Genomic DNA, 25075 nt, shown 5'->3' with positions numbered 1-25075 from the left:
CCGACCCCGGCTCCCCAAGGGCGGATCGTGTACCGACCGACGCTCGCGGGCACGATGAACGTCTCGGCGTAGTGCACGACGAACGGCTCGAAGGCACCGTCGGGGCTCTCGACCACGGCTTCGGCACCCTCGACCAGGTTGAGCACGTTCACGGTGCCGTCGGTGTCGTGTGGGACCACGCCGTCGAACCAGTGCCGTCGGACCTCGATGAACTCGAGCTCGTGCAGTCCGGTGCGCTCCTCGACCCAGCCGTCGCCACGAGCGACCTCGGTCACCTGGTTCACGAGCTCGTCGCGGGCGAAGTCGGTGCGGCGGTCCCACTGGATGTTGGCGAAGGCGTGGTCGAGGTGCACCGGGCGCGGCACGCCGTCCAGGCCGACCCGCCCCCAGTCCCACATCTTGAACGTGAAGATGTACGGCGTCGCCGAGATCTCCAGGACCATCGAGTCGGCGCCGGAGCAGTGCACGGTGCCGGCCGGGATGAGGAAGTGGTCGTGCTTCCGAGCCGGGAACCGGTTGACGTACCGGTCCGCAGCGAAGGGTTCCTCGCCCGCCGAGGCCGACCGGAGCGCGCCCTGCAGCTCGTCCGGGTCCGCGTCGTCACGGAGGCCCAGGTACACGACGGCGTCGTCGGCGGCGTCGAGCAGGTAGTAGCTCTCGTCCTGCGTGTAGGGCATGCCGAACACGTTCTGCATGTAGTCGGTGAGCGGGTGGACCTGCAGCGACAGGTTGCCGCCGTCCATGGTGTCGAGGAAGTCGAACCGGATCGGGAACTCGGCGCCGAACCGGGCGTGGGTCTTCACGCCGAGCAGTTCGCGCGGGTGGCGGAACACCAGGTCGAGCGCCGGCAGCTCCACGACGGTGTCGCCGATGCGGAACAGCAGGCTGTTCTCCTCGGGGACGCAGTCGAAGCACCACGCGTAGTTGTCGGCGTCGCCGACCTCGAGGACCTCCTTCATCCACTGGCCGCCCCACACCCCGGGGTCGAAGAACGGCACGACGCGGAACGGCCGTCGGCTCGCGAGTTCGAGTCCGGCGCGGAAGGTGTCGCCGCTGATGAGCTTCGCCTCGGCCATCGAGGCGTTCGCGTCGAGCACGAGGTCGATCCGGTCGAACAGGGCGCGCTTGTGCCGGTCGGCCGTGCGCCACTCGACGAAGTAGCCGCGCTTGACCTTGCGGAGCTGGTCCTCGTCACCGTTGTCGGCACGCCAGTTCGGCGCCCCGGCCCGCTGCCGACGCTGGATCTCCCAGCGCGCGAGGTCGGCGAGCACGACCGTGTCGAACGCGGTCGGCACGAGCGTGGCACCCCAGCCGACCACCACCACGGGGCCGTCGGCCGACTGGACACGCTCGGCGACCTGCTCGAGGCGCCCGGCGTCGTAGAAGTCGGCGAGGACCTGGTGCCCGAGCACCCCGAACACGCGGTCGTCGGTGAGGTTCGCGGCGATGCGCTCCTCGATCTCGGCGTTCGGCAGTGCGGCAGCGTCCTCGACGTCGATGACGAGGGCGTCGGGCACGGCTGCTGTGAGCTCACGGCAGAGCCCCGTCAGGTCCGACCCCGGGTACGTGTCGACGGCCATGGTGTGGTGCTCGGACACGGTCAGGACCTCCGCCAGCCGACGCCAGGCGTCCGGACCGGCCCAGGCGTCGTGGCCCGGCGGCAGCTCGATGACGGGAGCCTTGTCGTACTGGCCGGCGGTCACACCGGCGGGCAGGAAGGTGGACATGGGACCCCTTTCGCACTGATAACGTTACCAACATACCGTCGCGCCCGCGTTCCTCCGCAACCCCGGACCTCGGCACCCGGTGCAGTTCCACGCGTCGGTGGTCGTTTCGCGCGTGGTGAGCAGAACCGCGCGTCGGAAGCCGTTCCTTCTCACCACCTTTGCGCGGAACGGCTTCCCACTCAGCCTGCGATGGGACGGAACGTGCACGCCCGCCGGGCGGGAGGCCCGGTGCCAGCCCGTCACGTGCCTCCCGCCCGCGCCGCGTGTGGTCCTCGCGCGCCGGAGGCGGTTCCGCGCGTGGTGAGCAGGATCGCGCGTAGGAAGCAGGTTCTTCCGGCCCCCGACGCGCGGAACGGCTTCCCACACCACCCGCGATGGGACAGAACGTGCGTGGCGCCGGACGGGAGGCCCGGTGCCGGCCCGCCACGTGCCTCCCGTCCGCGCCGCAAGCGGCCCCCGCGCGCCGGCGACAGTTCCGCGCGTGGTCAGCAGGATCGCGCGTAGGAAGCAGGTTCTTCCGGCCCCCTACGCGCGGAACGGCTTCCCACACCACGCGCGATGGGACGGAACGTGCACGCCGCCTCAGTGGTGCACGATGCTGACCGGCAGCTCGACGCGGCGCGGTGCCTCGCCGTCGGCGCTCCCGTCCAGGCGGGACAGCAGCATCCGCGCGGCCACGCGGCCGAGCTCGGCGGGGTCGTGGTCGATCACCGAGAGCGGGATCGGCGCCATGTCGGCGAAGTCGAAGGAGTCGAAGGCGAAGAGCCGCGGCGACCGGGCGACCGTGCCGTCGGCGACCGCTCCGGCGATCGCGCGGATGGCGCCGACGCTGATCCGGTTGTTCGCCGCGAAGACCGCGGTCGGCGGCTCCGGCTGGTCGAGCAGCCGGCGCATCGCGTGTTCGGCCGCGGCGGCGTCCTGCAGCTCGAGGACGACCAGGTGCTCGTCGGGCTCGGACCCCCGCTCGTCGAAGGCACTACGGAAGCCGGCGAGGCGGCGTTGTCCGGTCGACACCGTGACCTTGTTGCCGAGGAAGGCGATCCGCCGGTGGCCCTCGTCGAGCATGATCGCGGTCGCGTCGTGGGCGCCGCGGACGTCGTCGATGAGCACGGCGTCCGCCGGGGCGTCCTCGACGGTGCGCGACGCGAGGACGACGGGCGCGTCGTTCAGCCGGTCGGCCGTGAAGCGGGTGCCGTCCTGGCCGACGGGCACGACGATGAGGCCCTCGACCTGGCGACCGAGGAAGTCCGACAGCAGCTGCCGCTCGAGGTCGCCGTCCTCGTTCGTCGTGCCGACCAGGATGCGGCGGCCGGTCGCGGCGACGACCTGCTCGATGCCCTGCACGACGCCCGCGTAGTAGGGGTTGCCGATGTTCGTGATGAGCACGCCGACGAGGCCGGACCGCTGCCCGGGGCGCAGGCTGCGCGCGTTCTCGTTGCGGTGGTAGCCGACCTCGGCGATGACGCGCTCGACGTGCTCGCGGAGCGCCGGGCGGACGTTCTTGCCGCCGGAGAGCACGCGGGAGACGGTCATCGGGCTCACCTCGGCGACCCGTGCGATGTCCTTCACGGTCATCGTGGCCTTGCGGCCCGGCTCGGGTCCCTCGGCTGCCTGCATGCGTCCCTGTATACCGGACGGCCCACTTGCGGCCGTTCGTCGGCCGTGTATGCTCCACTTGGTAACGTTATCAATTCACCGTCGAATGGATCGTCCGATGCCGAACCCGCTCTCCCGAGGGCCCGCCGTGACCCGCCGTTCCGCACTCGCCGTCGGTGGCGGCGGCCTGCTCGCGCTCGCCCTGTCGGCGTGCGCCCGCGGCTCCGACACCCAGCCGTCCGCGCCCGGCACCGTCACGTTGAACAGCGACAACCCGACGTGGGGGCCCGGCTACGCGGCGGCCTCGGCGGTGCTCGCGAAGCGGACGGGGTACCGCATCACCTCGCGCTCGGTGGCGAGCGTCGCGAACTACGGGCAGATCATCCGGATGACGGCGCAGACCGACAGCACCACGGACCTCATCAAGTGGACGAACGGCTACCGCCTGCAGGACATCGCCCGGGCCGACATCCTCACCGACCTGAACAGCGTGTGGGACGACGTCGAGCGGCGCGGGTGGGTCGACCCCGGGCAGCGCGAGTCCTTCAGCTACCGGGGCAAGGCGTACGGCGTCCCGCTCTACAAGAGCTACTACGCGGTCTTCTACAGCAAGAAGGCGTTCGCCGAGCACGGCATCCAGGTCCCGACGACCTTCGACGAGGTGATGGACGCCGCGCAGAAACTTAAGGACGCCGGCATCACACCGTTCCTGTCCCCCGGCGCCACCACCTGGGAGGCCGAGATCTGGTTCATGCAGCTGCTCGCCTCGACCGACCCGGACTACTACCAGGCCGTGACGACCGACAAGGCGGAGTACACCGCCGACCAGGCCGTCGAGGCGATGGACCTCTGGTCGGGCATGTACGCCGACGGGTTCTTCTCCGCCCCGGACGTCACCTCGAACGACCTGCCCGGCCTGGTCGGCAAGGGCAAGTTCGGGATGATGCTCTACGGCACCTGGTTCGCGAACACCCTGCTCGCGGCGGGTCTGACCGACGACGACATCGGCTTCTTCCGTGTCCCGCCGCGGGGCGACGCGCCCGCCGCGGTCGTCGTCGAGAGCGGGTCGCTCTCCGTGCCGGTCAAGGCCCACCGGCACACGGCCGCCGTCGACGTCGCGAAGAACTGGCTCGCGACCGACGTGCAGACCGCCTGGGTCGGGTTCCTCGGCGACACGAGTCCGAACCCCGACGCCCTGCCGAAGTCCGACCTGGTACAGGACCTGGCGAAGGACATCGCCGCGACGCGTCCGATCCAGTTGACGCGCTACTGGGAGGCCTCCCCCACCCCGCTCGTCGAGGGCAACGTGCAGGACCTCGGCGCCTTCATGGTGAACCCCTCGAAGGCGAACGGGATCGCCACCCTGAAGTCGATGCAGAACCGGGCCGAGACCGAGTGGAAGATCTGGAACGCCGCATGACCCTCACCCAGCCACCCGTCCCCGAGACGGCGGTCGACCCCGCGGCCCGCACCGCTCCCACCCGACGCCCGACCGCGCAGCAGCGCGTGCCCCTGCGGGCACGACTGACCGGCGGAGCGTTCCTCGCGCCGGCCGTCGTGCTCGTCGTGGTGCTCCTCGTCGCCCCGTTCCTGTTCACGATCTACCGCAGCTTCTTCGACGACAACGGCTTCACCCGCAGCTGGGTGGGCCTCGAGAACTACCGGGCGATGTTCGCGGACCCCGCGTTCGGCCAGTCCGTGCTCAACACGTTCCTGTGGGTGGTCGGCACCCTGCTGCTGCCCGTCGGGATCGGACTCGCGATCGCGGTCGGGACGTGGAAGCTGAAGCTCGGCGGACTGGCACGGTTCGCGATCGTGCTGCCCTACGCGATCTCCGGCTCGGCGACCGCCGTCGTCTGGACCTTCATGCTCTCGACCGACGGCGGCCTCGACACCCTGCTGCGGACGTTCGGGCTCGACGGCCTGGTGTCGCAGTGGCTGCTGCAGTGGCCGCTCAACACCGTGATGATGATCATCGCGACGACGTGGCAGGCGACCGGGGCGTGCGTGATCCTGTTCCTGGTCGGCCTGCAGTCGATCCCGCCGAACACGCTCGAGGCCGCGCAGATCGACGGCGCCTCCGGATGGCGGCTGTTCTGGTCCGTGACCTTCCCGCAGCTGCGTCCGATGACCGTGGTCGTCGTCGGCATCTCGATCGTCGGCAGCCTGAAGGTGTTCGACCAGGTGCTGCTGCTCACGAACGGCGGCCCCGGCACCGCGTCGGAGACCCTGGCGCTGACGATGTACCGCGAGACGTTCACGCTCTCCCGCTACGGTTCCGGCGCCGCCGTGGCCGTCTTCCTCACCCTGGTCGTGGTGGTCGCCTCGTACGCCTACCTCCGCCGGCAACTCCGTCCCACCGACTAGCAGGAGCCCGAGATGACCAAGACCTCCCGCCGGATCCTGACGGTCGTGCTGATCGTCGTGTCCCTGATCTGGCTGATCCCGTCGTACCTGCTCGTCGTCAACGCGTTCACCCGCGGCGCCGACTACTCGGGTACGCCGTCCTGGTGGCCCACCTCGTGGTCGCTGTTCGAGAACATCGGCATCGCGTTCCGGAACGCCAACGTCGGCCAGGGCATGGCCAACAGCCTGCTCTACTCGGTCGTCGGCGCCGGTGCCGCGGTGTTCATCGCCGCGCTCGCCTCGTTCGCGGTGACGATCATGCCGGTGCGGCGCCCGACGCTGTGGTTCTGGGTGATCTACATCGGCACGATCCTGCCGCTGCAGGCGTTCCTGTCGCCGCTCTTCACCGGGTACGCGGCCGCGTCGCTGTTCGACACCCAGTACGGCATGCTGCTCGTCTACGTGGCACTGACGATCCCGTTCGCGTTCTTCGTGGTGCGCGGGCACATGACCGGCCTGCCGAACGAGGTGCGCGAGGCCGCATCGCTGGACGGCGCCGGCTGGGTGCGGATGTTCTTCCAGGTCCACCTGCCGCTGTCGACCAGCGCACTGCTCGCCGCCTTCGTGTTCCAGTTCACCTGGATCTGGAACGACCTGCTGTTCGGCCTGACGCTCTCGTCGAGTCCGAACATCCGGCCGGTGATGGCGACCCTGGCCGACCTGACCGGCAACTACTCGACGTACGGACCGCCGGTCGCGTTGGCCGGCGCGCTCGTTGCGTCGCTGCCGACGGTGATCGTGTTCTTCGCGTTCCAGCGGTTCTTCGCCCGTGGCCTGAACCCGACCGCCTGACCCCGACCGCCTGACCCCGACCGACCGGCCGGCCGCCCCTCCGGCCTCCGGCCTCCGGCCCGTCCCGGCCCGATCACCCGCCTCCCTCGCCTCCCCGGCCGCCCCCGGCTGCCCGACCACCCCGACCTCGAAGGACTCCCCCGACGATGACCGACACCGCCCTCGTCTCCGCCCAGCCCTGGTCCCACCTGGAGGCCCGCGCCGGCCTCCTCGACCGCGCCTCCGTGGCCGCCGCGACCGTCGGCGGGACGCGCGTGCGCGTGATCCCGGAGCCGTTGCTGACCGAGCGCGACGGCGTCCCCGTGCAGAGCGTGCGCGTGCTGCTCGGCGAGGACACCGGGACCCACACCGACACCGAGCCGGACGCGACCACGTCCGCCATCGGCGCGACCCTCGCCGGGCCGGACGGCGACCGGGTCGTCGCCCACGCGCCGTCCCCCGACGCCGGGTCGGTCCGGCTGCTCGTCCGGACCGTCGACGCACCGACCGACGTCACCCTGGCGCTGCCCGGGCTCGGCGACGAGACCGTCTCGTTCGTGCTGCTCCCGCAGCGCGCGTGGTCCGTGCACGTGGTGCACCACTCGCACTTCGACTTCGGGTACACCGACCCGCAGACGACCGTGATCTCGTCGCAGCGGTCCTACCTGGACTCCGCCGTCGAGCTCGCCGATGCGACCCGGGACTGGCCCGACGCAGCCCGGTTCCGTTGGAACGTCGAGGCGCTGTGGGCGTTCGCGGACTGGGAGCGCCACCGCCCGGCCGCGAAGGTCGCCGAGTTCGTCGAGCTCGTCCGCCAGGGCTCGATCGGCCTCAGTGCGATGCCGTACAACCTGCACACGGACACCTGCTCGACCGAGGAGCTGCACGAGCTGTTCCGCGAGGCCCGCCGGATCCGCGACCGGTACGGCATCGACTTCACCACCGCGATGCAGACCGACGTCCCCGGGCAGGTCGCCGGCCTGCCCGACGCCCTGCACGACGTCGGCGTGCGGTACCTCGCCGTCGCGCACAACTGGGCCGGGCGCTCGATGCCGCACCAGAACGGTGCGCTCGACCTGCCGCGCATGTTCCGCTGGCGCACCCCGGCCGGCAACTCCGTCGTGGTCTGGATGACCGACAGCCCGCACGGCCTGGCGTACATGGAGGGGCCCATGGTCGGCCTCACCGAGTCGTACGAGGTCGCCGAGGCGTACCTGCCCGCGTACCTCACCGCGCTCGCGACGCGCGGCTACCCGTTCCCGCCCGGGGTGTTCGGCGCGCACGGCGAGCAGGCCGAGGGGCGGCCCGGCTACCCGTGGGACGTGCTGCACCTGCGGACGCAGGGCTTCATGGGCGACAACGGGCCGGCGCGGCTGCACCTGTCCGAGGTGGTCCGCCGCTGGAACGAGACCTGGACGTCGCCGACGCTGCGGGTCTCGACGAACGAGGACTTCTTCGCCGAGGCCGAGGCCCGCCACGGTGACGAACTCATCACGGTCGAGGGCGACTGGGGCGACTGGTGGGTCGAGGGCGTCGGGTCGGCAGCCGTGCCGCTCGCCCTGGCCCGCGAGGCCCAGGCCACGGTGAGCGACGCCCGCTCCTTCTCGCAGGCAGCCGCCTGGCTCGGCGGTCAGGCCGTCCCGACCGAGCAAACCGACGCGGGGTCGGCCTGGGACGCGATCTCGATGTTCAACGAGCACACCTGGGGCGCGAGCAACTCGTGGACCCACGGTGACGAGGGCTACGACTCCGGCGAGCGCCAGTGGCAGTGGAAGGTGGGGCAGGCGATCACCGCCCACCAGCGCGGCCGCGACCTCGAGGAGCACGCCCTCGTCTACCTCGCCGACACGGTGGCGGCACCCGACGACGCCCTCGCCGCGATCGTCGTCGCGAACGCCTCCGGTGCGACGCGCACGGGCGCGGTCCGGTTCCTGCTCAAGGAGTCCACCGTGCCGCTCGACACCCCGGTCGCGCTCCGCGACGGCCGGACCGGCGACACGCTGCCGGTCGTCGTCGAACCGCAGTCGAACGCACTGCACCGTGAGTCCGGTCGCTGGGTCTCGGTGCAGCTGACGGACGTGCCGGCGTTCGGCTTCGTCCGGGTCGACGTGCTGCCGGGCACTGTTGAGCCGGAGGCGCCGCGCGTCCACGACCCGCTCACGACGCCGGCCGCCGAGCTCTTCACCCTCGAGAACGCGTACCTGCGGGTCGCCGTCGACCCGCGCACGTCGACCATCCGGTCCGTCGTCGAGCTCGCGACCGGCCGCGAGATCGTCGAGCAGGACGCACCGGCCGGCTTCAACGGCTACGTCTACGACGAGTACGGGTCGTCCGGCGCGGGCGTCAACCACCTGGCGAACAAGCTGTGGAGCTCCGACCGGCTCGAACTCCTCGCCTCGCGTACGGTCGGCGGCCCCGCGGTCCTGGTCGAGCGGGTCTCCGACGCCGTCGAGGAGCGCCTGGTCTACCGCTTCGCCGCCGCCGGGGTCGACGCCGTCACGGTGACGCTGCGGCTGCGGCACGGCGAGCCCCGGCTGCGGATCGCGAACCGGCTCGAGAAGCCGGTGACCCGCACGAAGGAGAGCGCGTTCTTCGCGTTCCCCTTCGCCGCGGCGGAGCCGGTCGTCCGCTACGAGGTCTCCGGCGGCGTCACCGGTGACGGCCTGGCGCACGTGCCGGGTGCGCCGCAGCACATGCGCGCGATCCGCAACTGGGTGAGCGTGCAGGACCGCGACGACGCCGTGGTCTGGGTGACGAAGGACGCACCGCTGGTCCACCCGGGCACGATCTCGCTGCCGTACGCGCCGTTCCCCGCGAGCACGAGCCCGGCGCGAGCGGCGACCGTCTACTCGTGGCTGCACAACAACGTGTGGGACACGAACTTCCCGATCGAGCAGGGCTTCACCGCGACGTTCGAGTACGCCCTCGGGGTCCGTGCCGAGGCCGGGCAGTCCGTCGAGGCCGTCGCCCTGCAGACGACGGCGGACCTGGTCCGTCCGATGGCGACGGTCCCCGCAGCCGGTTCCGGCTCGGGCGCGGACGCGTCGGCCGAGCTCCTCACCCTGGACGACGACCGCGTCCGCCTGGTGTCCGTGGTCGCGGGTCCGGACGACCGGCAGTCGATCGTCCGCCTGCAGTCGGTGTCCGACCAGCCGGTCACGCTCACGCTCCGCGTCGGCACCGCCGTCGGTGCGGCGGCACGCAGCACCTACCTCGGCGACGACGCACCCGGCTCGGTCGAGGTCCTCGACGACGGCGTGCGACTCGCGCTCCGACCCTTCGAGGCCACGGCCGTGCGGCTCACGAGACTGCCGCAGGACTGACGGACGGGAGGCGCGGGGCGGGGCCGACCCGCGCCTCCCGTCCGTCACCGGTCGCGACCACGACGCGGACGCGACCCGACGGGCGGGCTGCGGCCCGCCGCCGTGCGGCGGTACCCTCGCAGCAGTGACAGCTCCCACCGCCCTGTGACCCAGGGCCCACCCAGCGACACCCGTTCGCTCCTCGGACGAGGGGCGGTGGTCTCGTGTGCCCGGAACCGGGACTCCGATCGGAGTCCCCGCTCCCCCGCCACCCACACGACACCGTCCGAGAGAGCCCGTCACCATGACCACCGATCGTTCCACCGACCCCACCGCTGACCGTTCCGCGCTGCGAGCCGACTGCGCGAACTGCGCCGCCCTGTGCTGCACCGCCTTCGGGTTCCAGCGCTCCGCCGACTTCCCCGTCGACAAGCCCGCCGGCACCCCGTGCCGGAACCTGACCGCCGGGTTCTCCTGCTCGGTCCACGACTCGCTCCGTCCCCGGGGGTTCCGGGGCTGCACCGTCTTCGACTGCTTCGGTGCGGGGCAGTACGTGTCGCAGGAGCTGTTCGGCGGACGGAACTGGCGGGACCACCCCGAGGTCCGCTCGGGGATGTTCCGGGCGTTCGCCGTCGCGCGGCAGCTGCACGAGCTGCTCTGGTACCTCGCCGAGGCCCGGACCCGAGCGGTCGGGCCGGAGACGGCGGCGCAGGCCGCCGCGCTCGAGCAGCAGGTCCGGGCCGTGCTCGACGGGGACGTCGACGGGCTGCTCGACCACGACGTGCAGCGGACGCACGCCGCCGTGCGGGACACGCTCGTCGAGGTCAGCGCGGAGGTCCGCGGCGGCTTCCTCGCCGACGACGTGGCCGATCAGGCAGGGCTCCGGCCGGGCGCGGACCTCGCCGGCCGTGACCTCCGGTCGCTGCGGCTGACCGGTGCCGACCTACGCGGGGCGTCGCTCATCGCGGCGGACCTGCGCGGTACCGACCTGGCGTCCGCCGACCTGCTCGGCGCGGACCTCCGCGACGCCCGGCTCGACGGGGCGGACCTGTCGACCGCCCTGTTCGTCTCGCAGCCGCAGGTCGACGCCGCGCGAGGCGACCACGACACCCGGCTGCCGGCCGACCTGCGTCGTCCCGGCCACTGGGAGGGGACGACCGGGGGACGCGCTTGTCCCTCGTTGTGCTGATTGTCGCCGTCGACCGACCGGTCTACCGTCGCTTGCGCGCGGCAACGGGGTCGCTGTCCTCGATCGGCTGCGCCCCACCGCCGCCGTCCACGAGCGGCTGATCGAAGGAGATCACGTGCACGAATCCGCCAAGCCCTCGGCCCTCAGCCGCCGCGCGTTCCTCGGCGCGGGTGCCGCCGGGCTCGCCGCCGCGGCGTTCCCGGTCACCGGCGAGTCACTCGGCCTGCTCCGCCCCGCTGCGGCGAGCGCGGCGGCGCTGCTCCCGGTGGGCATCGTCAACCGCACCGGGAACTACGCCGACGAGAACGTGTGGATCCACGTCGTCGGGACGGACCTCGGCACCGGTCAGCTCGGGCACGTGACGCCGGAGGGCACCTTCCACGCCGCCAGCACGAGCGACAACGGTGCGGACGGGATCGCCCACTGGGGTGTCCGGCTCAGCAACGCGCGGACGGTGACCATGCCGGCCGGCGGCATGTCCGGCCGCATCTACGTCTCGCTCGGGCAGGAGATCCCGTTCCGGGTCGTCGGCACCGCCGGTGGCGCCGGCGTCGTGCAGCCCGTCGGCTGGGTGAGCGGCGACCCGACCTTCTCGGTGTTCCACGACTACTTCGAGTTCACGTGGCAGAACGGCTCGATGTACTGCAACTCGACCCAGGTCGACATGTTCAGCATCCCGATCGCCATCCAGCTGCAGGGCGCTCGGAACCAGACCATCGGCGTGGTGCGCGACGGCGGCCGCTCGGCGTTCTTCGACCGCATGCGCGGTACCGAGGGGTTCGCCGACCTCGTCGTCGACGACGTCCGCGTCATCGCGCCGGGGCACGGCATCGACGTCGGTCGGTTCAGCGGGACCTACCTGGACGGGTACGTGCGCGAGAGCTGGGACGCGTACACGCAACGCGACCTGCTCGTCGACGCGAACGCCGTGCGGTACACGCTGCGGACGAGCGGTGACGTGATGACCGCGACGCGGGTGGGCGGCGGCCAGGTCGCGCAGTTCCGGCTCCCGTCGACGCGGGACGTGTTCTACTGCGACGGCAACCTCGCGGCGCCGAACGACGGGGTCGTCGGGCCGATCGCCGCGGTGCTCGGGGCAGGCCTGAACCGCTCGACGCTGCGCGACGTCGGGACGCAGCCGACCACCGACCCGTCGGGCTTCTACCGTCAGCCGCGGACGAACCACTACGCGGCGGGCCTGCACGACATCCACACGGACGGCAAGGCGTACGGGTTCCCGTTCGACGACGTGGGGAGCTTTGCCTCGTACATCGAGGACGGCGCCGCCACCTCGTGCACGCTGACGATCGGCCCGCTCGACTGATCGCGGGCGCCGGCGCTGGCACGGGGTCGGCGCTGGCGCGGGGCGCGGGCGGCGCCGCCAGCCGCGCTGCCGGCCGATGCCGCGTCGGTCGTCAATCGTCGGCTGCCGCAAGCGCCGCGAGCACCGCACGCTCGTCGGCCAGCGGCAGCCCGGACCGCCGGGGCCGCTCGACGCCGCGGGCCCGCTCGTCCTCGAGTACCCGACGCAGGGTCTCCTGCAACGGTCGGGTGCGGCCGCCCGCAGCCCGGAAGGCCGCACCCGACCGCCGGGCGAACCCCGCGGCGGACGTCGGCAACCACAGCGGCAGCGAGCGCGGACCCGCCCAGTACTGCACGTCGTGTGCGAGCAGCGCCTCGTCGTCCGCCTCGACGAATCCGCCGGTGTACCCGGCGAGCGCCGCGAGCTGGCGCAGGACGTCGCCGAGCGGCTGCGGCGCACCGACCGCGTTGACGGTGCCGACGAAGCCGGTCAACCCGGCGTGCATGATCCACGCCGCCAGGTCCGTCACGTCGACGACCTGGACGGACCGCTCGGCGAGGACGGGGACGAGCACCGGGCCGGGCCGGCTCAGTCGGGCCGGCCAGTACCCGAACCGGTCGCTTGGGTCGCCCGGACCGACGATCAGGCCCGGGCGGACGATCGCGAGCCGGTCGCCGAGCCGCGCTCGGGTGACCCGTTCGGCGGCGACCTTCGCGGCGCCGTACTCCGACAGGTCGTCGGGCTCGACGAGCGCCGCCGACTCGTCAGCATCGGGCTCGGCGTCGTCGGCGTACACCGTCACGGTCGAGACGAGGGTCCAGTGCGCCGCACGATCGGCGAGCGCATCGAGCGCCGGGCCGACGAGGTCCGGCGCGTGCGCGAGCTCGACGACCTCGTCCCAGTCCCCCGTCACCGCGTCGTACGCGCCCGGCTGCAGCCGGTCCGCCCGCACCAGTTCGGCACCGTCCGCGACCGCGCCGGACTCGCCGCGGGCGAGGCACACGACCTCGGCCCCGGACTCGACGGCAGCCCGGGCGACCTCGCGACCGAGCCACCCCGTCCCGCCGAGGACCAGCACGCGCCGCACTGCGCCCGTCATCATCGGAGCCGGGTCAACCGACGATGGCGGCGACGGCGTCCACGACGACCTGCCGCCGCCGTGCCGGGGTGACCGCGTGCACGAGGGCGTCGTACTCCGGCGCGGTGGTCGGCGCGGTCACGCTCCAGAGCGCGGCGAGGTGCAGCACCAGACCGAGCAGCACCGCGGGTCGGTAGGACCGCGGCAGCACTCCCGCACGTTGTGCGTGCTCGACGGCGGCCACCGCTTCGGTGTTGCGGGCGACGACTGCTTCGAGGGGTTCGGCGTCGCCGCGCTCCAACCGGTGCCAGGCCGCGAGCCGCGGTGCCCACGGGCGGCGGGCCAGCGAGTCGTGCAGCCGTCCGGCGAAGGCGGGGAGGTCGTCGGTGTCGACCGGGACCTCGGTGAAGGTCTCGGCGACGGTCTGCTCGACGAGGGCGTCGAACAGGCCCTCCTTGCTGCCGAAGTAGTGGAAGACCTGGGCCTTGTTGCTCGACGCGGCCGCAGCGATCCGCTCGACCTTCGCCCCGTTGCACCCGAGTGCCGCGAACTCGTCGCGCGCGGCGAGCAGGAGTCGCGCCCGGACGGCGTCGGCGGCGGGCGGCGTGAATCGGGCCATGCCGACCACCGTACCGACCCGAGCGCCCGGGCGGGTCGCGCCGTGGGGTGGTCGCGACCACGGCCGGACGGGAGGCGCGGTGTCAGCTGGCACCGCGCCTCCCGTCCGCCACGGGGTGCGGAACCGCGCGTGGTTCGCAGGATCGCGCGTCGGAAGCAGGATCGCACGTCGGAAGCAGAGTCGCGCGCAGGAAGCAGGATCGCGCGCAGGAGGTCGGAAGGAAGGGCGTCCCATGTGCGGAACGTCGCACCACGCGCGGAACTGCAACCGGGGCCCGGAGCTCCGCGGGTGGTCAGGCGACGATCTGGACCCGAGCGGGCGCGTCGGCGATCGTGAACGGCGTGGACGTGCCCCGCACGTCGACGCGGTAGTCGCCGCGGAACCCGCGGACCTGCACCACTCCGCGTTCGTCGGTGCGCAGTCCCGTCGGGCCGAGCCACCACTCCTGCTTGACCAGGCGACGGAGCGCGTCGTAGGACGGCTTCGGCGTGCCGTCGGCGCGCACGAGGCCGATCGGCGCACCGAGCCAGGCGTCGGCGTCGGTGATGCCCCAGTAGGTGATGGCCTCAAGGGCGGGGTGCCCCACGAGGCTGCGGTAGTGCCGCTCGACGTCGTCGGCCTGGCGCGCCTCGCCCTCGGGCGTCGACGGCCACGAGTCGACCTGGTGGTCGTTCAGGTCGACGATGTGCGCGGGCATGAGGTCACCCGAGACGAGCGAGGTCTCGGTCAGGTGCAGCGGCAGCCCGTACCGGGCGAAGCGGTCGACCATGGCGAGCATCGTCTCCTCGCCCCAGTACCCCTGGTGCATGTGGGTCTGCAGGCCGATGGCGTCGATCTGCACCCCGGCCTCGAGCACGCCCTCGATCAGGCACTCGTACGCACTCGACAGGTCGAAGTCGTTGAGCAGCAGGGTGGCGTTCGGGTTCGCGGCGCGGGCCTCGTCGAAGGCCATCCGGATCATCGGTATGCGGCCCCGGGCACGGGCGAGCGGCGTGATCGCGTTGTCCCCGTTGTCGAACACCGGCATGATGACGACCTCGTTGATGGCATCCCAGGTGTCGATGACGCCGGCGGCGTCCGACACCTCGCGGCGGATGCGCGCGCGCAGCAGTTGCTCGACCTCGTCCGTCGGCAGCCCGAGCAGCCAGTCGGGCTGGACGGTGTGCCAGACGAGCGGGTGCCCCTTCACGGCGATGCCCCGCTCCCGGAACCACCGTGCGGCGGCGAGCAGGCGGCGGGTGTCGGGCGCACCGCGCTCGGGCTCGAAGCGGCCCCAGTAGAACGGGAGCGTCGCGGTGTTGAACACGTCCGCGAACAGGTCGGCGAGGTGCGCGGTGGCGTCTGCGTCCGCGGCGGCTGCGTCTGCGTCTGCGTCTGCGTCTGCGTCTGCGTCTGCGGCGAGGTCGACGAAGTCGAAGCCGATGTTGCCGAAGGTGAAGGCGTGGCGGGTCTGCTCCACGGTCACCTCGGTGTCACGCAGCGGAGCACCGCTCGCGTCGACGAACGTCAGTGTGGCCACTCCGTGTCGGTGTGCCGGCCCGGTCGGTGTCGTGGTCTCGTGCGGCATCGCTCGTCCTCCGACGTCGGCGTCGACGTCCCGTGGGGCTCTCGCCGGGCGGGGTCGTCCGCCGGTGGCCCGACGTGCGCGCCACGGTAGCACCGGGCCCGACGGGCCGGGGCGGGACAGCGCGGTCGGCGATGTCCCGCGCGTTCCTTCCCACAGCGCCTGGCATGGGAAGCAGGATCGCGCATGGGAGGCCGGAAGAACGGGCCTCCCATGCGCGAAACACCTCACCACGCGCGGAACGACCTCCGACGCGCGGAACTGCACCCCTAGGGCGCGACGGGCCGCGCGAGCTCGACGAGTCGGAGCGGCGCCGCGCCGGGGACCTCGCCGAGCAGGTGGAGGTCACGGGTCCGACCGGTCGCCGTGAAGCCCCGGCGCGCGTAGAAGCGCCCCGCCGGCACCGCCTGGTCGTACACCTCGAGACGGAGCTGCTCCCCCCGCCCCCGCGCCCAGGCGATGACGTGGTCGAGCAGTGCGTCCGCCACCCCGTGGCCGCGCCCCCGGAACCCCGGCGTGACGTAGACCCCGGTGAGCACCGGGTCGGCCCCGTGGGCGTCCCCGACCTGGCCGCTCATCATGCCGATCCACCGCCCGGTGGCGTCGATCGCTGCGAGGCTCGTCGCGTCCGCCGCCTCGCCGCGTCGGGCTCGCAGCCGCCACTCGTCCTCGGACATCCGGAGCGTGTACTCGCGCGTCGCGCCGTACGAGATCGGGTTGTCCGTCGCGTTCTCGACGCGGAGCGCCCGCACCCGCTCCCAGTCCTGTTCGGTCGTGGTCCGGATCGAGAAGGCATCGGGCATGTCCGCAGCGTACCGGCGCCGACCGGACCGCTCGCTCCGGTCCGCTCGAGCCCCTAGAGCGACATCCCGAGCACGGTCCGCACCGCGATGGCCCCGCCCCGATCGTCCTCCCGTCGCTCCATCCCGAGCTTGCGCGCGACCCGCTCCGAGGCGGTGTTCTCCGGGTGGATGATCGCCACGAGGTCGCTCGCGTGCAGGACGTCGCGGGCGAGGTCCCGGCAGGCACCCGCTGCCTCGGTCGCGAAGCCCTGCCCCTGCAGCGCCGCCCGCACGTGGTAGCCGACCTCGAGCGCCGGCGTCCCGTTGACGTCCTGCCACGTGAGACCACAGTCCCCGACGAAGTCGCCGTCGAGGGTCTCCACGATCCACAGCCCGTGGCCGTGCTCGGCGTAGTTCTCCTGGTTCCAGGCGATCCACCGGGCGGCGTCCTCGCGGCTCTTCGGCGCGGGGTAGAACGCCATCACCTGCGGGTCACCGAGCAGCGCGGCCATGTCGTCGAGGTCGTCCGGCGTCATCTCGCGGAACCGGAGCCGCATGGTGGGGGCAGGGAGCATGACAGCACGGTAGCGCTGACCGTCACCACGGTCCGGCGGCCCTACCATCGGGGCATGGTGGACAGGATCGTGCTCGTCATGGCCGAGTACGGCGTCGACGCACCGCTGTGGCTCCGCGGGGAGCGCGATCCGTACGAGGTCGACGATGCAGTCGACCGCGCGCTGAGCGCAGAGCTGCGCGTCGCGCTCCGCGAGTGGAACGAGGTGTTCGAGTCGACCGAGGAGTGTCCGTCCGCAGCGGTCGGCGCCGCCCACCGCACCGACGCGTTCGAACTGGCCGCCCGCGTGCAGCTCGAGCTCGGCGACGGGACGCACGTCTGGTGCGGCGCCGGCGCGGGGATCGACGTGGTCGCCGAGTCCGGTCGTGCGGTGGTGCTGACCGCTGCACGGTCTGGCACCGACGTCGAGTTCCTGCAGGACGGCCGCCGCGACGTCCGGACCGCCAGGGAGGCCGGTGCGTACCCGGCCACCGCGAAGGCGATCGTGCACTGGCGAGCACTCAGCGAGCGCGTCGGGTTGCCGTACGGGGACGCCGAGACCCGAGCACTCGGGCTGCGCACCGCCGGTCGCGTGCAGGCCGACGTCGGCGCGGGCATGCAGACCGTGTTCTTCGCCGGAGCCGCGGAGCCGTACTCGCTGCGCGACCTCGACTGAGCCTGTCAGGTCCGCGCTTCGGTCCGCACCGGCTTCAGCCGTTCCGGCGCGTCCGTCGCCGGCGTCCACTCGCACGTGAAGGACCCGCGGTACCCGAACAGGAAGCCGAACACGCGGTTGTGCACCTCGAGGTCGACGTGGAACGACTGGTCGTCGTCGGACCACCACTCGTGCAGGGTCGCGCGACCGCTGAACAGCATCGGGAACCGGAACGACACCGGTCCCTCGTGGAACCGCTGCGCGTCCGAGGTGAGGACGAGTCCGCCCCGGTCGTCGACGGCGAGGTCGAGGTCGACTGCCAGGTGCTGGTGCGACCCGAGGTAGTCGAGCACCCGCCCGTCGACGAGGACCATCGTCGCGTCGAAGCGGGCGGTGCGTCCGGGCTTCGTCGAGTACGTGCGCACGAACGTGACCGTCTCGCGGCCGTACCGGTCGCGGTACGGGTAGTTCTCGATCGTGAACGGGACGTCACGGCCGACGTCCGGCACGAGGATGTTGCGGAGTCGTCCGATCTGCAGGAACGGCACCGTCCACCACGGGCCCCGACGGATCGACGACATGACGCCCTGACCCGTGCAGGCCTCGCCCGCGTCGAGTCCGACGCCGAACCGGCGTCGCATCATCGGGTGCAACCGCTGGAAGTCGGCGCCGAGCGCCTCCTCGAAGACCGACGTCACGGCGTGCCTCCCGGCGTGGGCAGGCTCGCCAGCGTGGCCGGCGCGTCCTGCAGGTGGTCGCCCCGGCGAGAGGCCCCCGCCGGCGCGCGGAGCGTCCGGGAGGCCCGGGGCCGGTCCCGCCGCCAGGGCTGCAGCACCGAGGTGAGCGGCCAGGCCTCCGGCTCGGCCCCGCCTTCCAGCCAGATCCGGAGACGGTCGAAGCTCCAGGCCGTCGCCCACCCGAGGAGCGGCCGGACGACCAGGTCGAGCGGCCCCCAGCCGCTGTCGTAGTCGTACCCGGTGATGAAGCGCGTGCGGCCGTCCTCCGTCGGGACGTACCGCCAGTAGCCACGCCCCTCGCGGATCGGCGAGAGCCGGTCGGCGGTCGAGAACCGCAACGCCGACGTCCGGGAACCGTCCGGCCGACGCCGCTCGCCGATCGACACACCGGTCCCGTGCACGTCGTGCACCGGCGACCGTCGGACGTAGGTGAACCGCACGGGTCCGTCACCGTCGGTGTGCTCAGGCACGATCTCCGAGAACCGGACGTCCCACCGCACGTGCTGCCCGGGCTCCTGCGTCGCGGCCCACACGTGCTCGATGTCGGCCGCGATGACGGTCTCGACGTAGATGCCCCGGTTCCCCACGCCGCGAGCATAGCGAGCGCCCGTCGCCGGACGACACCGCGACCGGCACCGGGTTCCGGACGCGACCAGCCGACGGACGGGAGGCACGGTGCGGGCTGGTACCGCGCCTCCCGTCCGACAGGGACGCACGCTGGCCGTCCGCTCGAGCGGAACACGTTCCCGCCGCACCGTCGGTTGGCTACCCTGTGGCGCATGCCCGAGTTCCGCGTGTTCGCTCCGTCGCAGCCGACCGACGGCTCCACCGTGAAGGGTCCCGCCTCGTACTTCCCGAGCATCGAGCGCACCTACGGTCGCCCGGTGCAGGAATGGTTGGACCTGGCGAACGAGCGGCTCGACGGCGAGACGCACATGCAGGTCGTGGCCTGGCTGAAGACCGAGCACGGCCTGGGACACGGACACGCGAACGCCGTCGTCGCCTACGTCAAGGCCGCCCGCGCCTGACACGGGCGTCCGTCCGGGCGTCGAAGCGTGGGCTCCTGCCGACCGGACGGGCTGCTCGACCTCGCCGGGCAGGAGCGGTGCGGCGAGTACGGGTGGGGCTCGATGCGCGTCGACCATCGGGCTGTCCTCGTCGCCGTCCTCCGCCTCGACGGCAGGCCGCGAGTCGACGTCAGCGCAGCAGCTGGACCAGGGCGACGGTGAACAGCACGAACGCGACGCCGGCGGCGGTCGATCGGAGCACGTCGATGCGCTCCCACCGCGCCACGGTGCGTCGCCAGTCGGCGGGCGGGTCCGTCGGGTCCCAGTCGTTGACGCCGATGTTGATCGGCACGGTGCCGAGGAACGACGCCAGCACGAAGACCACCAACGCGCCGAGCGCGGCGATCCGCCACCCGAGGCCGGCGGCTCCTCCGGCGACCACGACCACCGCGACCGAGGCCAGGACCGCGGGCACCATCAGGGCGGGCACGACGACCTTGAGCGACCGCACCAGGGCGATCCGGGTGCGCAGGTGCGCGTCGTCGGGCAGCGCCGCCACGGCGGGCTGGACGCCCCAGCGGACGATGAACTCCTCGCCCGCGAGCAGGCCCACGAGCACCAGCTGCACGACGAGCAGGACGGTCACCGGGCGCCGCCGATCTCGCCGACCAGCGCTCGCGCGGCCCGGTGCGCCGCAGCGACGACCGCGGCGTCGGAGACGTCGGCCTGGGCTGCGGCCTGCACGGCAGCGTTGATGCTGAGGATCGCCATGCGCACGAGCACGACCTGTTCCTCCCCGCCGTCGGGCAGGAGCGCGACGAGCTCGTCGGCGAGTTCCTGCAGCGGCGCACCGACCCGGTCGCCGCTGGCGTCGGCGAGCCCGCGCACCACGAGCGGGTTGGCGGTCGTGAACCGGAGCCCGGCGAGCTTCTCCGTGGTGAAGGTGTCCACCCACCGGAGCACAGTCTGCTCGAGCAGCCGCGGTCCGCGCGGCTGCTCGCGGAGCCAGGTCAGCAGGTCCGCCGCCTCGTTGCCGCGGTCCTCGAAGAGCGATCGCAGGATCGCCTCCTTGCTGGCGAAGTGGTGGTACAGCGAGGCCTTGTTGATGCCGAGTTCGTCCGCGATCTGCCGCAACGACGTGGACTCGTAGCCCTGCTCCGTGAACAGCGCGAGCGCCACCTGTTGGGCGCGCCGTCGGGTCCCGGTGCTGCGGCGGGTCGTGGTGTCGGTCATGGTGGTAGCCTACCGACCGGTAGGTAGGGTGACAATCCCCCGGCCGCGAGATATCCCGTCGGATCGCAGTCGGCGTCGCCAGCCAGTACCCGAGCGGGGCCGATCGCGCGGCCTCCCCCTGTGTCGGCGTCCGTACCGCTGACCGCGCCCCGCCTCGCCGGTGGCCTCCGACCCGCTCGCGCGGGGCGACCGTGCACGATGAGCCGAGACCCGGCCAGTCGTCAGTCGACGGGTTCCCAGAGCTCCAACGGCAGCCCCTCCGGGTCGGTGATGCGGACGAAGCGCCCGTACTCGGTCTCCCACTCGGCGCGACGCTCGACCGCGATCCCCGCCGCTCCGAGCCGGACGACGAGCTCGTCGAGCGCCGTCACACGGAGGTTGAGCATGAACGGCTGAGCGGCCGGGAAGTACTCGCTGTCGGCCGGGAACGGCGCGAACACGGTCGCACCCGGCCCCTGCTGCCACACGGCGTCCACACCCGCGTCGATCCCGAGGTGGTCCCGGTACCAGGCGGCCCGGCCTTGCGGATCACGACTCCGGAAGAACAGCCCGCCGATGCCCGTCACAGTCATGCGAGCACGGTAGCCGTGGCGGTGCGTCGGCACCAGGGGTACCGACGACCGACCCGAACAGGGGCCTGCGGCGACCGGGGCGCGGTCAATAGCCTCACCGCGTGAGAACCTCCGTGCGCGTCGTCTCCGCACTCATGCCCGCGCAGCGGCGGCGGCACGAGACGTGGCGTTGGATCGGCCTCGGACTCGTCGTCGCCGGTGTCCTGCTGTCCGTCGTCGGGACCGGGGCGGTCGGCGTGCTCGCCGTCGTCCCGATCGTGACCGGCGGCGCCCTGTTCACCGTGTCGTCCGTGCGGTGGTGGGACCTCGCCGTCGACACTGCGCGGTCGTTCCAGGCCGACCAGGCCGTCCGGAGCCCGCAGCTGGAGGACCGTGCGATCGTGTCCGTCGCCGCGGTCAGCAGCGCGCGCCGGAGGGCCGTGGTCCTCGGCGCGACGCTCTCGGTCCTCGCGCTCGGGGCGGGCGTGGCCGGTTCGGTGCTCCCGGTGCTCGGGTCCACGCAGGCCGACGGAGCCTCCCCCGCCGCAGTCGACGCACCCGCACCCCTGTCGACCGCGACGCCGACGACCGCGCCGGCCCGGGGCGCACACGGCTCCCCCGTCGGACCCTTCGCCGTCGCCGACGGCACCGTCCAGATCGGACAGGTCGACGACGAGGAAGCATGGTCGGCGGTCTGCGGCGCGGTGTCCAGCGACTCCGGCTGCTCGGCCTGGGCCGTCGTCGCGGCGAACGAGTGCGACCTCGACGTCACCATCGGCTTCGCGGACACCCAGCACGGCGCGACCACCCGCACCGAACTCCGGTCGGTGCGGGTGCGTCCGGGCACGCCTGTCTTCGTCGCGTCGGTCGGCGACGAGCTGTGGAGCGGCATCGAGTCCGGAGCCTGCCGATCGCAACCGGCGGTCGACGAGCACGTCGCCACCTGGTTCGCGACCGACGACCCCGAAGCCGCCCCCGAGGAGTGCTGGGAGCTCGGCTGCATCGGCTTCGACGTGCTCCCGAGCCGCGACTGCCCGCAGGCCGACGTGCAGTTCGCCGTGTACGACGACTACGGCGGTCTGGGGAACCCGCACGACCTCGTGGTCCCCCTCGAGCTCCACGAGGGCACGCCCGTCACTGCATGGGCAAGCGGGACCGAGAGCTTCGAAGGCGACGCCGCCCTCACCCGGGTCTCGTGCCGCTAGCGTCGGATCGATGACGCCGCCGCGGACTCAGAGCGCGATGTGACCCCACCACCCCAGGCCGTCGGCATCGATGTCGAGGATGTCGACGTACCGCCCGAGTGGTTCACCGATGTTGTAGTCGGCGACCTCGTGGCCGAACTCCTCAGGCGTCGCCTCGTCGCCGGTGGTGTACGCGTCCGTCCGGTCGATCGTCGTCCAGCGATCCCGGATGATCCCGACGCGCGGACCCCACGGGGAGTCGTAGACGACCCGGAACTCGTCGGACGTGCTCCAGGCATCGTGGACGACCACGAGCGCAGCTTCGGTCGGGCCGCCGTCGCGGAGCTTCTGCAGACAGGCCAGGAGCGCCCGCGGCCCCCACTCTTCGGAGCCAGCAGCCTCGAGTTCCGCGATCAGGGCGGCATGCCGTTCGCTCTCCATGCGAGGACCCTACTGGGGCTGCGTCCGTGCACGGCCCGGGTGGGACCGAGCCTGGCTCCGTGGTCGTCGTGCAGGAGCCATCGGAAGCGTCGGATGCCCGAGTACGCCGCGCTCCGGTGCTCCTGTTCGTGATCGGCGCGGTGACCCTCTGGATCGTCGCGTCGGGGGCGTTCTCGACCGTCGCGCTCGCTGCTGCGATGGTGACGACCGGGTTCGCCATGGTGCGACGGCGGGCGGGACGAGCAGCAGGGTGACGGATCGCCCGACTCGTGGTGCTCAACGGATCACCGGCGTCCTCCGTCCGGCCTTCGACCACCACCGTGCCGCGCACCTCGTCTGCCGTGCACACGAGCCGAGCACGGCGATCTGTCCACAGGCCAGCCGCCACCTCGTTCCGGTGCCACGTGGCACCGGTAGGTTGTCGGACACTTCCACGACCACCGACGGAGAAGGGCACACCGATGCAGTCGACCTCGACCACCACCACCAGGCTCCTCGCGGCCCGGTGGTCCGGAGCACTCATCACCCTCGGCGGGCTGGCGGCCACGGTCGGCGCGTTCTTCCTGTTCGGCGCTGGAGCGGCCGCGGTGCTCGCGCTCGCGACGACGTGCTTCGCCTGGTCCGGGCCGAGCGTCGTCGGGACCCCGACGACGGCCGCCGCGGCCGTCGACCCGCACGAGGTCCGCCGGTACCGGCAGGCGCACCCGGGCACGACCGTCAGCGAGGCCGCCGCGGCGGTCGGTCGTCGCTGACGCGACGGTACGGGGGCCATCCGGGGCGGCCGGTCCCGGTACTGTTCAGTGGGTCTCTCGGTCCAGCTGGGAGAGCAGGGTGTTGTGGCGGGCCGATGCGCTCGTCCGAGGGGAGAACGGCGTGGAGCGTCGGATGAAGATGCAGGTCAGACGGTCGGTCGCGGTCGCCCTGGCGATCACTATGTCGGCAGTGGCCGCGGTCGGCATCGACGCCGTCGGGCGATCAGCGGACGCCGCGACGCCGAAGCCCTCCGCCGTGACGGTCACCAAGGTCGTCGCGACCACGACCGTCACGTCGACGGGCACCGCCGTGCGCACCACACTCAGGGTGGAGAACGCCACGTCCGTGCGGCAGCCGGCGTCGTCCGCTTGGCTCTCCCTGTCCGCCGGCAGCCGGAAGTACACGCTCGGCCCGGTCACCGTGAAGGCCCTCGCCGCGGGGGCGAGCACGACGGTCCGCGCGATCCAGAAGACACCGTCGCGCGCGCGAGCCGGCACGTACTCGGTCCTCGCCTGCACCGGTGCGTACTCCGCGCAGCAGTGCCGGACGTCGACCACGACCGTCACCACCAAGCCCTCGAAGCGCGCACGCCCGGAGACGGGCGTGATGCTCGACGTCGCTCGCGCCTACTACCCCGTGGCGTTGATCAAGCGCTACGTCGACCTCCTCGCCGACGACGGCGGCCGCTTCCTGCACCTGCACCTCACCGACGACCAGAACGTCGGGATCGAGAGCAAGGTGCTCGGCCAGACCCCGGCGAACGCGGACCTCGACCACGGTGTCTGGACGAGCCGTGTGACCCACCGCCCGTTCCTCAGCGCCGCACAGGCGCGCACGATCGCCGACTACGCGGCGAGACGGGGTGTCGCGGTCGTGCCGGAGATCGACACCCCGGGCCACATGGCCGCCGCCTTCGCCCTGCTCGAGGCGCGACACGGCGAGCAGTGGGTCGACCGTGTCCGAGCGGGTCAGAACGAGCTCGACACCTCGGCGCCGGCGAGCGTCGCACTCGCGACCGACCTGTACCAGGAGGTGCGGCGCACCTTCCCCGCGAGCCGAGCCGTGCACATCGGCGGTGACGAATGGGGCGAGGACGTCTCCGCGACCGAACGCGTCGAGTGGTTGAACGCGATGGCAGCCGCGCTGGGCAACCGCGAGGTGTGGGCCTGGAACGACGGCATCGACCGGGCTGCGCTCGAACGGCTGGACCCACGCATCCGCGTCACGTACTGGAGCTTCGACGGGGACACCGAGGACGCAGCGGAACGCTCGGAACGCCGGGCGCGACGGGCGAGCGCGAACGACCTGGCCAAGGCCGGTGTCGACCTGCTCAACTACAACTCGTACTACCTGTACGAGGTGCCGACCGACCTCGACCCGGCCGACAGCGCGTACACCGTCGCCGACCTCCGCGCGCACTGGTCGCTCCGGACGTGGGACAGCGACTCGGGGCGGCGCCTCGCCGCCCCGATGTCGGGTGCAGCCGTCGCGATCTGGGGTGAGGACCTCCGCCGTCCGCCGTCGACCGCGCTCCTGCGCTGGAGCGCGCCGCACGTGAAAGCGATGATCGAGACCGCAGGGTCCTGACGGACGCGTGTCGGGCCTCCTGTCCGAGCGCCGTCGG

Annotated in this window: 25 protein-coding genes; 12 read left to right on the top strand and 13 right to left on the bottom strand. The window is 72.4% G+C overall.

From position 1 onward, the window contains the following. Window positions 1-1727, bottom strand: a 1727-nt coding sequence (locus BIU97_RS12190) for a class I mannose-6-phosphate isomerase (RefSeq protein WP_071297794.1), incomplete at its 3' end; no start/stop codon positions are given. 582 nt (window positions 1728-2309) lie between these two features. Continuing rightward, window positions 2310-3344 carry a LacI family DNA-binding transcriptional regulator gene (locus BIU97_RS12185; RefSeq protein ID WP_071297793.1) on the bottom strand — a complete coding sequence of 345 codons (1035 nt, stop codon included), beginning with the start codon at window positions 3342-3344 and terminating at the stop codon, window positions 2310-2312. A gap of 97 nt (window positions 3345-3441) precedes the next feature. On the opposite strand from BIU97_RS12185, the gene BIU97_RS12180 reads away from it, so the two are divergent. The 6 genes from BIU97_RS12180 to BIU97_RS12155 all read left to right on the top strand — a co-directional run bounded on the left by BIU97_RS12180 (window position 3442) and on the right by BIU97_RS12155 (window position 12315). Beyond that, the gene (locus tag BIU97_RS12180; protein ID WP_175472445.1) at window positions 3442-4743 is read left to right on the top strand and encodes an ABC transporter substrate-binding protein; all 1302 of its coding nucleotides are present in this window, start codon (window positions 3442-3444) and stop codon (window positions 4741-4743) included. Continuing rightward, window positions 4740-5690, top strand: coding sequence for a carbohydrate ABC transporter permease (locus tag BIU97_RS12175; RefSeq protein ID WP_071297791.1), 951 nt, complete (start codon window positions 4740-4742; stop codon window positions 5688-5690). The genes BIU97_RS12180 and BIU97_RS12175 overlap by 4 nt, the downstream gene beginning before the upstream one ends. Window positions 5691-5702: 12 nt before the next feature. Then, complete coding sequence (locus tag BIU97_RS12170) at window positions 5703-6521, top strand: carbohydrate ABC transporter permease (RefSeq protein ID WP_071262727.1); 819 nt, start codon at window positions 5703-5705, stop codon at window positions 6519-6521. 146 nt (window positions 6522-6667) lie between these two features. Further along, entirely contained in the window at window positions 6668-9823 is a 3156-nt protein-coding gene (locus BIU97_RS12165; protein ID WP_071297790.1) for a glycoside hydrolase family 38 C-terminal domain-containing protein, read from the top strand. Window positions 9824-10106: 283 nt separating this feature from the next. Continuing rightward, complete coding sequence (locus BIU97_RS12160; RefSeq protein WP_071297789.1) at window positions 10107-10991, top strand: pentapeptide repeat-containing protein; 885 nt, start codon at window positions 10107-10109, stop codon at window positions 10989-10991. Between the two features lie 115 nt (window positions 10992-11106). Next, window positions 11107-12315, top strand: a complete 1209-nt coding sequence (locus BIU97_RS12155) for a beta-1,3-glucanase family protein (RefSeq protein ID WP_071297788.1) — start codon at window positions 11107-11109, stop codon at window positions 12313-12315. A 91-nt stretch (window positions 12316-12406) separates the two neighbouring features. On the opposite strand, the gene BIU97_RS12150 is transcribed toward BIU97_RS12155, so the two are convergent. The 5 genes from BIU97_RS12150 to BIU97_RS12130 form a co-directional block, all read right to left on the bottom strand. Next, entirely contained in the window at window positions 12407-13396 is a 990-nt protein-coding gene (locus BIU97_RS12150) for an NAD-dependent epimerase/dehydratase family protein (protein ID WP_254782984.1), read from the bottom strand. A gap of 10 nt (window positions 13397-13406) precedes the next feature. Next, on the bottom strand, window positions 13407-13991 hold the full coding sequence (locus BIU97_RS12145) for a TetR family transcriptional regulator (protein ID WP_071297787.1): 585 nt from the start codon (window positions 13989-13991) through the stop codon (window positions 13407-13409). A 292-nt stretch (window positions 13992-14283) separates the two neighbouring features. Continuing rightward, entirely contained in the window at window positions 14284-15558 is a 1275-nt protein-coding gene (locus tag BIU97_RS12140; protein WP_071297786.1) for an endo-1,4-beta-xylanase, read from the bottom strand. 266 nt (window positions 15559-15824) lie between these two features. Further along, window positions 15825-16358, bottom strand: coding sequence for a GNAT family N-acetyltransferase (locus tag BIU97_RS12135; protein WP_071297785.1), 534 nt, complete (start codon window positions 16356-16358; stop codon window positions 15825-15827). Between the two features lie 53 nt (window positions 16359-16411). Further along, window positions 16412-16912, bottom strand: coding sequence for a GNAT family N-acetyltransferase (locus BIU97_RS12130; protein ID WP_071297784.1), 501 nt, complete (start codon window positions 16910-16912; stop codon window positions 16412-16414). A 54-nt stretch (window positions 16913-16966) separates the two neighbouring features. Between BIU97_RS12130 and BIU97_RS12125 the strand changes: the two genes are divergently transcribed. Continuing rightward, entirely contained in the window at window positions 16967-17566 is a 600-nt protein-coding gene (locus BIU97_RS12125) for a hypothetical protein (RefSeq protein WP_071297783.1), read from the top strand. A gap of 5 nt (window positions 17567-17571) precedes the next feature. Here BIU97_RS12125 and BIU97_RS12120 read toward each other — a convergent pair whose 3' ends face one another. Then, a complete protein-coding gene (locus BIU97_RS12120) occupies window positions 17572-18243 on the bottom strand; it encodes a DUF4166 domain-containing protein (RefSeq protein WP_071297782.1) in 672 nt (223 codons plus the stop codon). Next, window positions 18240-18869, bottom strand: coding sequence for an SRPBCC family protein (locus BIU97_RS12115; RefSeq protein ID WP_083404906.1), 630 nt, complete (start codon window positions 18867-18869; stop codon window positions 18240-18242). The genes BIU97_RS12120 and BIU97_RS12115 overlap by 4 nt, the downstream gene beginning before the upstream one ends. Window positions 18870-19061: 192 nt before the next feature. Here BIU97_RS12115 and BIU97_RS12110 point away from each other — a divergent pair, with 192 nt between their 5' ends. After that, a complete protein-coding gene (locus BIU97_RS12110) occupies window positions 19062-19310 on the top strand; it encodes a DUF4287 domain-containing protein (protein WP_071297781.1) in 249 nt (82 codons plus the stop codon). Between the two features lie 169 nt (window positions 19311-19479). Here the strand turns inward: BIU97_RS12110 and BIU97_RS12105 are convergent, their stop codons facing one another. The 3 genes from BIU97_RS12105 to BIU97_RS12095 all read right to left on the bottom strand — a co-directional run bounded on the left by BIU97_RS12105 (window position 19480) and on the right by BIU97_RS12095 (window position 21094). Then, complete coding sequence (locus tag BIU97_RS12105; protein WP_071297780.1) at window positions 19480-19935, bottom strand: DUF1772 domain-containing protein; 456 nt, start codon at window positions 19933-19935, stop codon at window positions 19480-19482. Continuing rightward, complete coding sequence (locus tag BIU97_RS18485) at window positions 19932-20522, bottom strand: TetR/AcrR family transcriptional regulator (protein ID WP_071297779.1); 591 nt, start codon at window positions 20520-20522, stop codon at window positions 19932-19934. Before BIU97_RS18485 ends, BIU97_RS12105 begins: the two co-directional genes overlap by 4 nt. Before the next feature lie 221 nt (window positions 20523-20743). Then, window positions 20744-21094, bottom strand: a complete 351-nt coding sequence (locus BIU97_RS12095) for a VOC family protein (RefSeq protein ID WP_071297913.1) — start codon at window positions 21092-21094, stop codon at window positions 20744-20746. Between the two features lie 101 nt (window positions 21095-21195). Here BIU97_RS12095 and BIU97_RS12090 point away from each other — a divergent pair, with 101 nt between their 5' ends. Beyond that, window positions 21196-22278 (top strand): hypothetical protein, encoded by a 1083-nt coding sequence (locus tag BIU97_RS12090; protein WP_139196022.1) that lies wholly within the window; start codon window positions 21196-21198, stop codon window positions 22276-22278. Between the two features lie 27 nt (window positions 22279-22305). Here the strand turns inward: BIU97_RS12090 and BIU97_RS12085 are convergent, their stop codons facing one another. Next, window positions 22306-22698 carry a hypothetical protein gene (locus BIU97_RS12085; protein ID WP_071297777.1) on the bottom strand — a complete coding sequence of 131 codons (393 nt, stop codon included), beginning with the start codon at window positions 22696-22698 and terminating at the stop codon, window positions 22306-22308. A gap of 116 nt (window positions 22699-22814) precedes the next feature. Between BIU97_RS12085 and BIU97_RS18120 the strand changes: the two genes are divergently transcribed. The 3 genes from BIU97_RS18120 to BIU97_RS12075 all read left to right on the top strand — a co-directional run bounded on the left by BIU97_RS18120 (window position 22815) and on the right by BIU97_RS12075 (window position 25038). Continuing rightward, entirely contained in the window at window positions 22815-22952 is a 138-nt protein-coding gene (locus tag BIU97_RS18120; RefSeq protein WP_175472204.1) for a hypothetical protein, read from the top strand. 207 nt (window positions 22953-23159) lie between these two features. Then, window positions 23160-23450, top strand: coding sequence for a hypothetical protein (locus BIU97_RS12080; protein WP_071297776.1), 291 nt, complete (start codon window positions 23160-23162; stop codon window positions 23448-23450). Between the two features lie 133 nt (window positions 23451-23583). After that, window positions 23584-25038 carry a family 20 glycosylhydrolase gene (locus BIU97_RS12075; protein ID WP_083420913.1) on the top strand — a complete coding sequence of 485 codons (1455 nt, stop codon included), beginning with the start codon at window positions 23584-23586 and terminating at the stop codon, window positions 25036-25038. Window positions 25039-25075: the final 37 nt, after the last annotated feature.

The organism is Curtobacterium sp. MCBA15_009 (assembly GCF_001864895.1).
Classification (GTDB): Bacteria; Actinomycetota; Actinomycetes; order Actinomycetales; family Microbacteriaceae; genus Curtobacterium.
The sequence above is the reverse complement of the archived record's forward strand: the minus strand, read 5'-3'. Positions and strand labels throughout refer to the sequence as shown.

What these genes read in the sequence shown, in the direction of transcription:
- BIU97_RS12170 (WP_071262727.1), top strand. Translation starts at nt 5,703, where the DNA reads ATGACCAAGACCTCCCGCCGGATCCTGACGGTCGTGCTGATCGTCGTG.
- BIU97_RS12180 (WP_175472445.1), top strand. Translation starts at nt 3,442, where the DNA reads ATGCCGAACCCGCTCTCCCGAGGGCCCGCCGTGACCCGCCGTTCCGCA.
- BIU97_RS12125 (WP_071297783.1), top strand. Translation starts at nt 16,967, where the DNA reads ATGGTGGACAGGATCGTGCTCGTCATGGCCGAGTACGGCGTCGACGCA.
- BIU97_RS18485 (WP_071297779.1), bottom strand. Translation starts at nt 20,522, where the DNA reads ATGACCGACACCACGACCCGCCGCAGCACCGGGACCCGACGGCGCGCC.
- BIU97_RS12145 (WP_071297787.1), bottom strand. Translation starts at nt 13,991, where the DNA reads ATGGCCCGATTCACGCCGCCCGCCGCCGACGCCGTCCGGGCGCGACTC.
- BIU97_RS12140 (WP_071297786.1), bottom strand. Translation starts at nt 15,558, where the DNA reads ATGCCGCACGAGACCACGACACCGACCGGGCCGGCACACCGACACGGA.
- BIU97_RS12160 (WP_071297789.1), top strand. Translation starts at nt 10,107, where the DNA reads ATGACCACCGATCGTTCCACCGACCCCACCGCTGACCGTTCCGCGCTG.
- BIU97_RS12175 (WP_071297791.1), top strand. Translation starts at nt 4,740, where the DNA reads ATGACCCTCACCCAGCCACCCGTCCCCGAGACGGCGGTCGACCCCGCG.
- BIU97_RS12080 (WP_071297776.1), top strand. Translation starts at nt 23,160, where the DNA reads ATGCAGTCGACCTCGACCACCACCACCAGGCTCCTCGCGGCCCGGTGG.
- BIU97_RS12075 (WP_083420913.1), top strand. Translation starts at nt 23,584, where the DNA reads ATGAAGATGCAGGTCAGACGGTCGGTCGCGGTCGCCCTGGCGATCACT.
- BIU97_RS12150 (WP_254782984.1), bottom strand. Translation starts at nt 13,396, where the DNA reads ATGATGACGGGCGCAGTGCGGCGCGTGCTGGTCCTCGGCGGGACGGGG.
- BIU97_RS12095 (WP_071297913.1), bottom strand. Translation starts at nt 21,094, where the DNA reads ATGACTGTGACGGGCATCGGCGGGCTGTTCTTCCGGAGTCGTGATCCG.
- BIU97_RS12185 (WP_071297793.1), bottom strand. Translation starts at nt 3,344, where the DNA reads ATGCAGGCAGCCGAGGGACCCGAGCCGGGCCGCAAGGCCACGATGACC.
- BIU97_RS12110 (WP_071297781.1), top strand. Translation starts at nt 19,062, where the DNA reads ATGCCCGAGTTCCGCGTGTTCGCTCCGTCGCAGCCGACCGACGGCTCC.
- BIU97_RS12135 (WP_071297785.1), bottom strand. Translation starts at nt 16,358, where the DNA reads ATGCCCGATGCCTTCTCGATCCGGACCACGACCGAACAGGACTGGGAG.
- BIU97_RS12085 (WP_071297777.1), bottom strand. Translation starts at nt 22,698, where the DNA reads ATGGAGAGCGAACGGCATGCCGCCCTGATCGCGGAACTCGAGGCTGCT.
- BIU97_RS12165 (WP_071297790.1), top strand. Translation starts at nt 6,668, where the DNA reads ATGACCGACACCGCCCTCGTCTCCGCCCAGCCCTGGTCCCACCTGGAG.
- BIU97_RS12130 (WP_071297784.1), bottom strand. Translation starts at nt 16,912, where the DNA reads ATGCTCCCTGCCCCCACCATGCGGCTCCGGTTCCGCGAGATGACGCCG.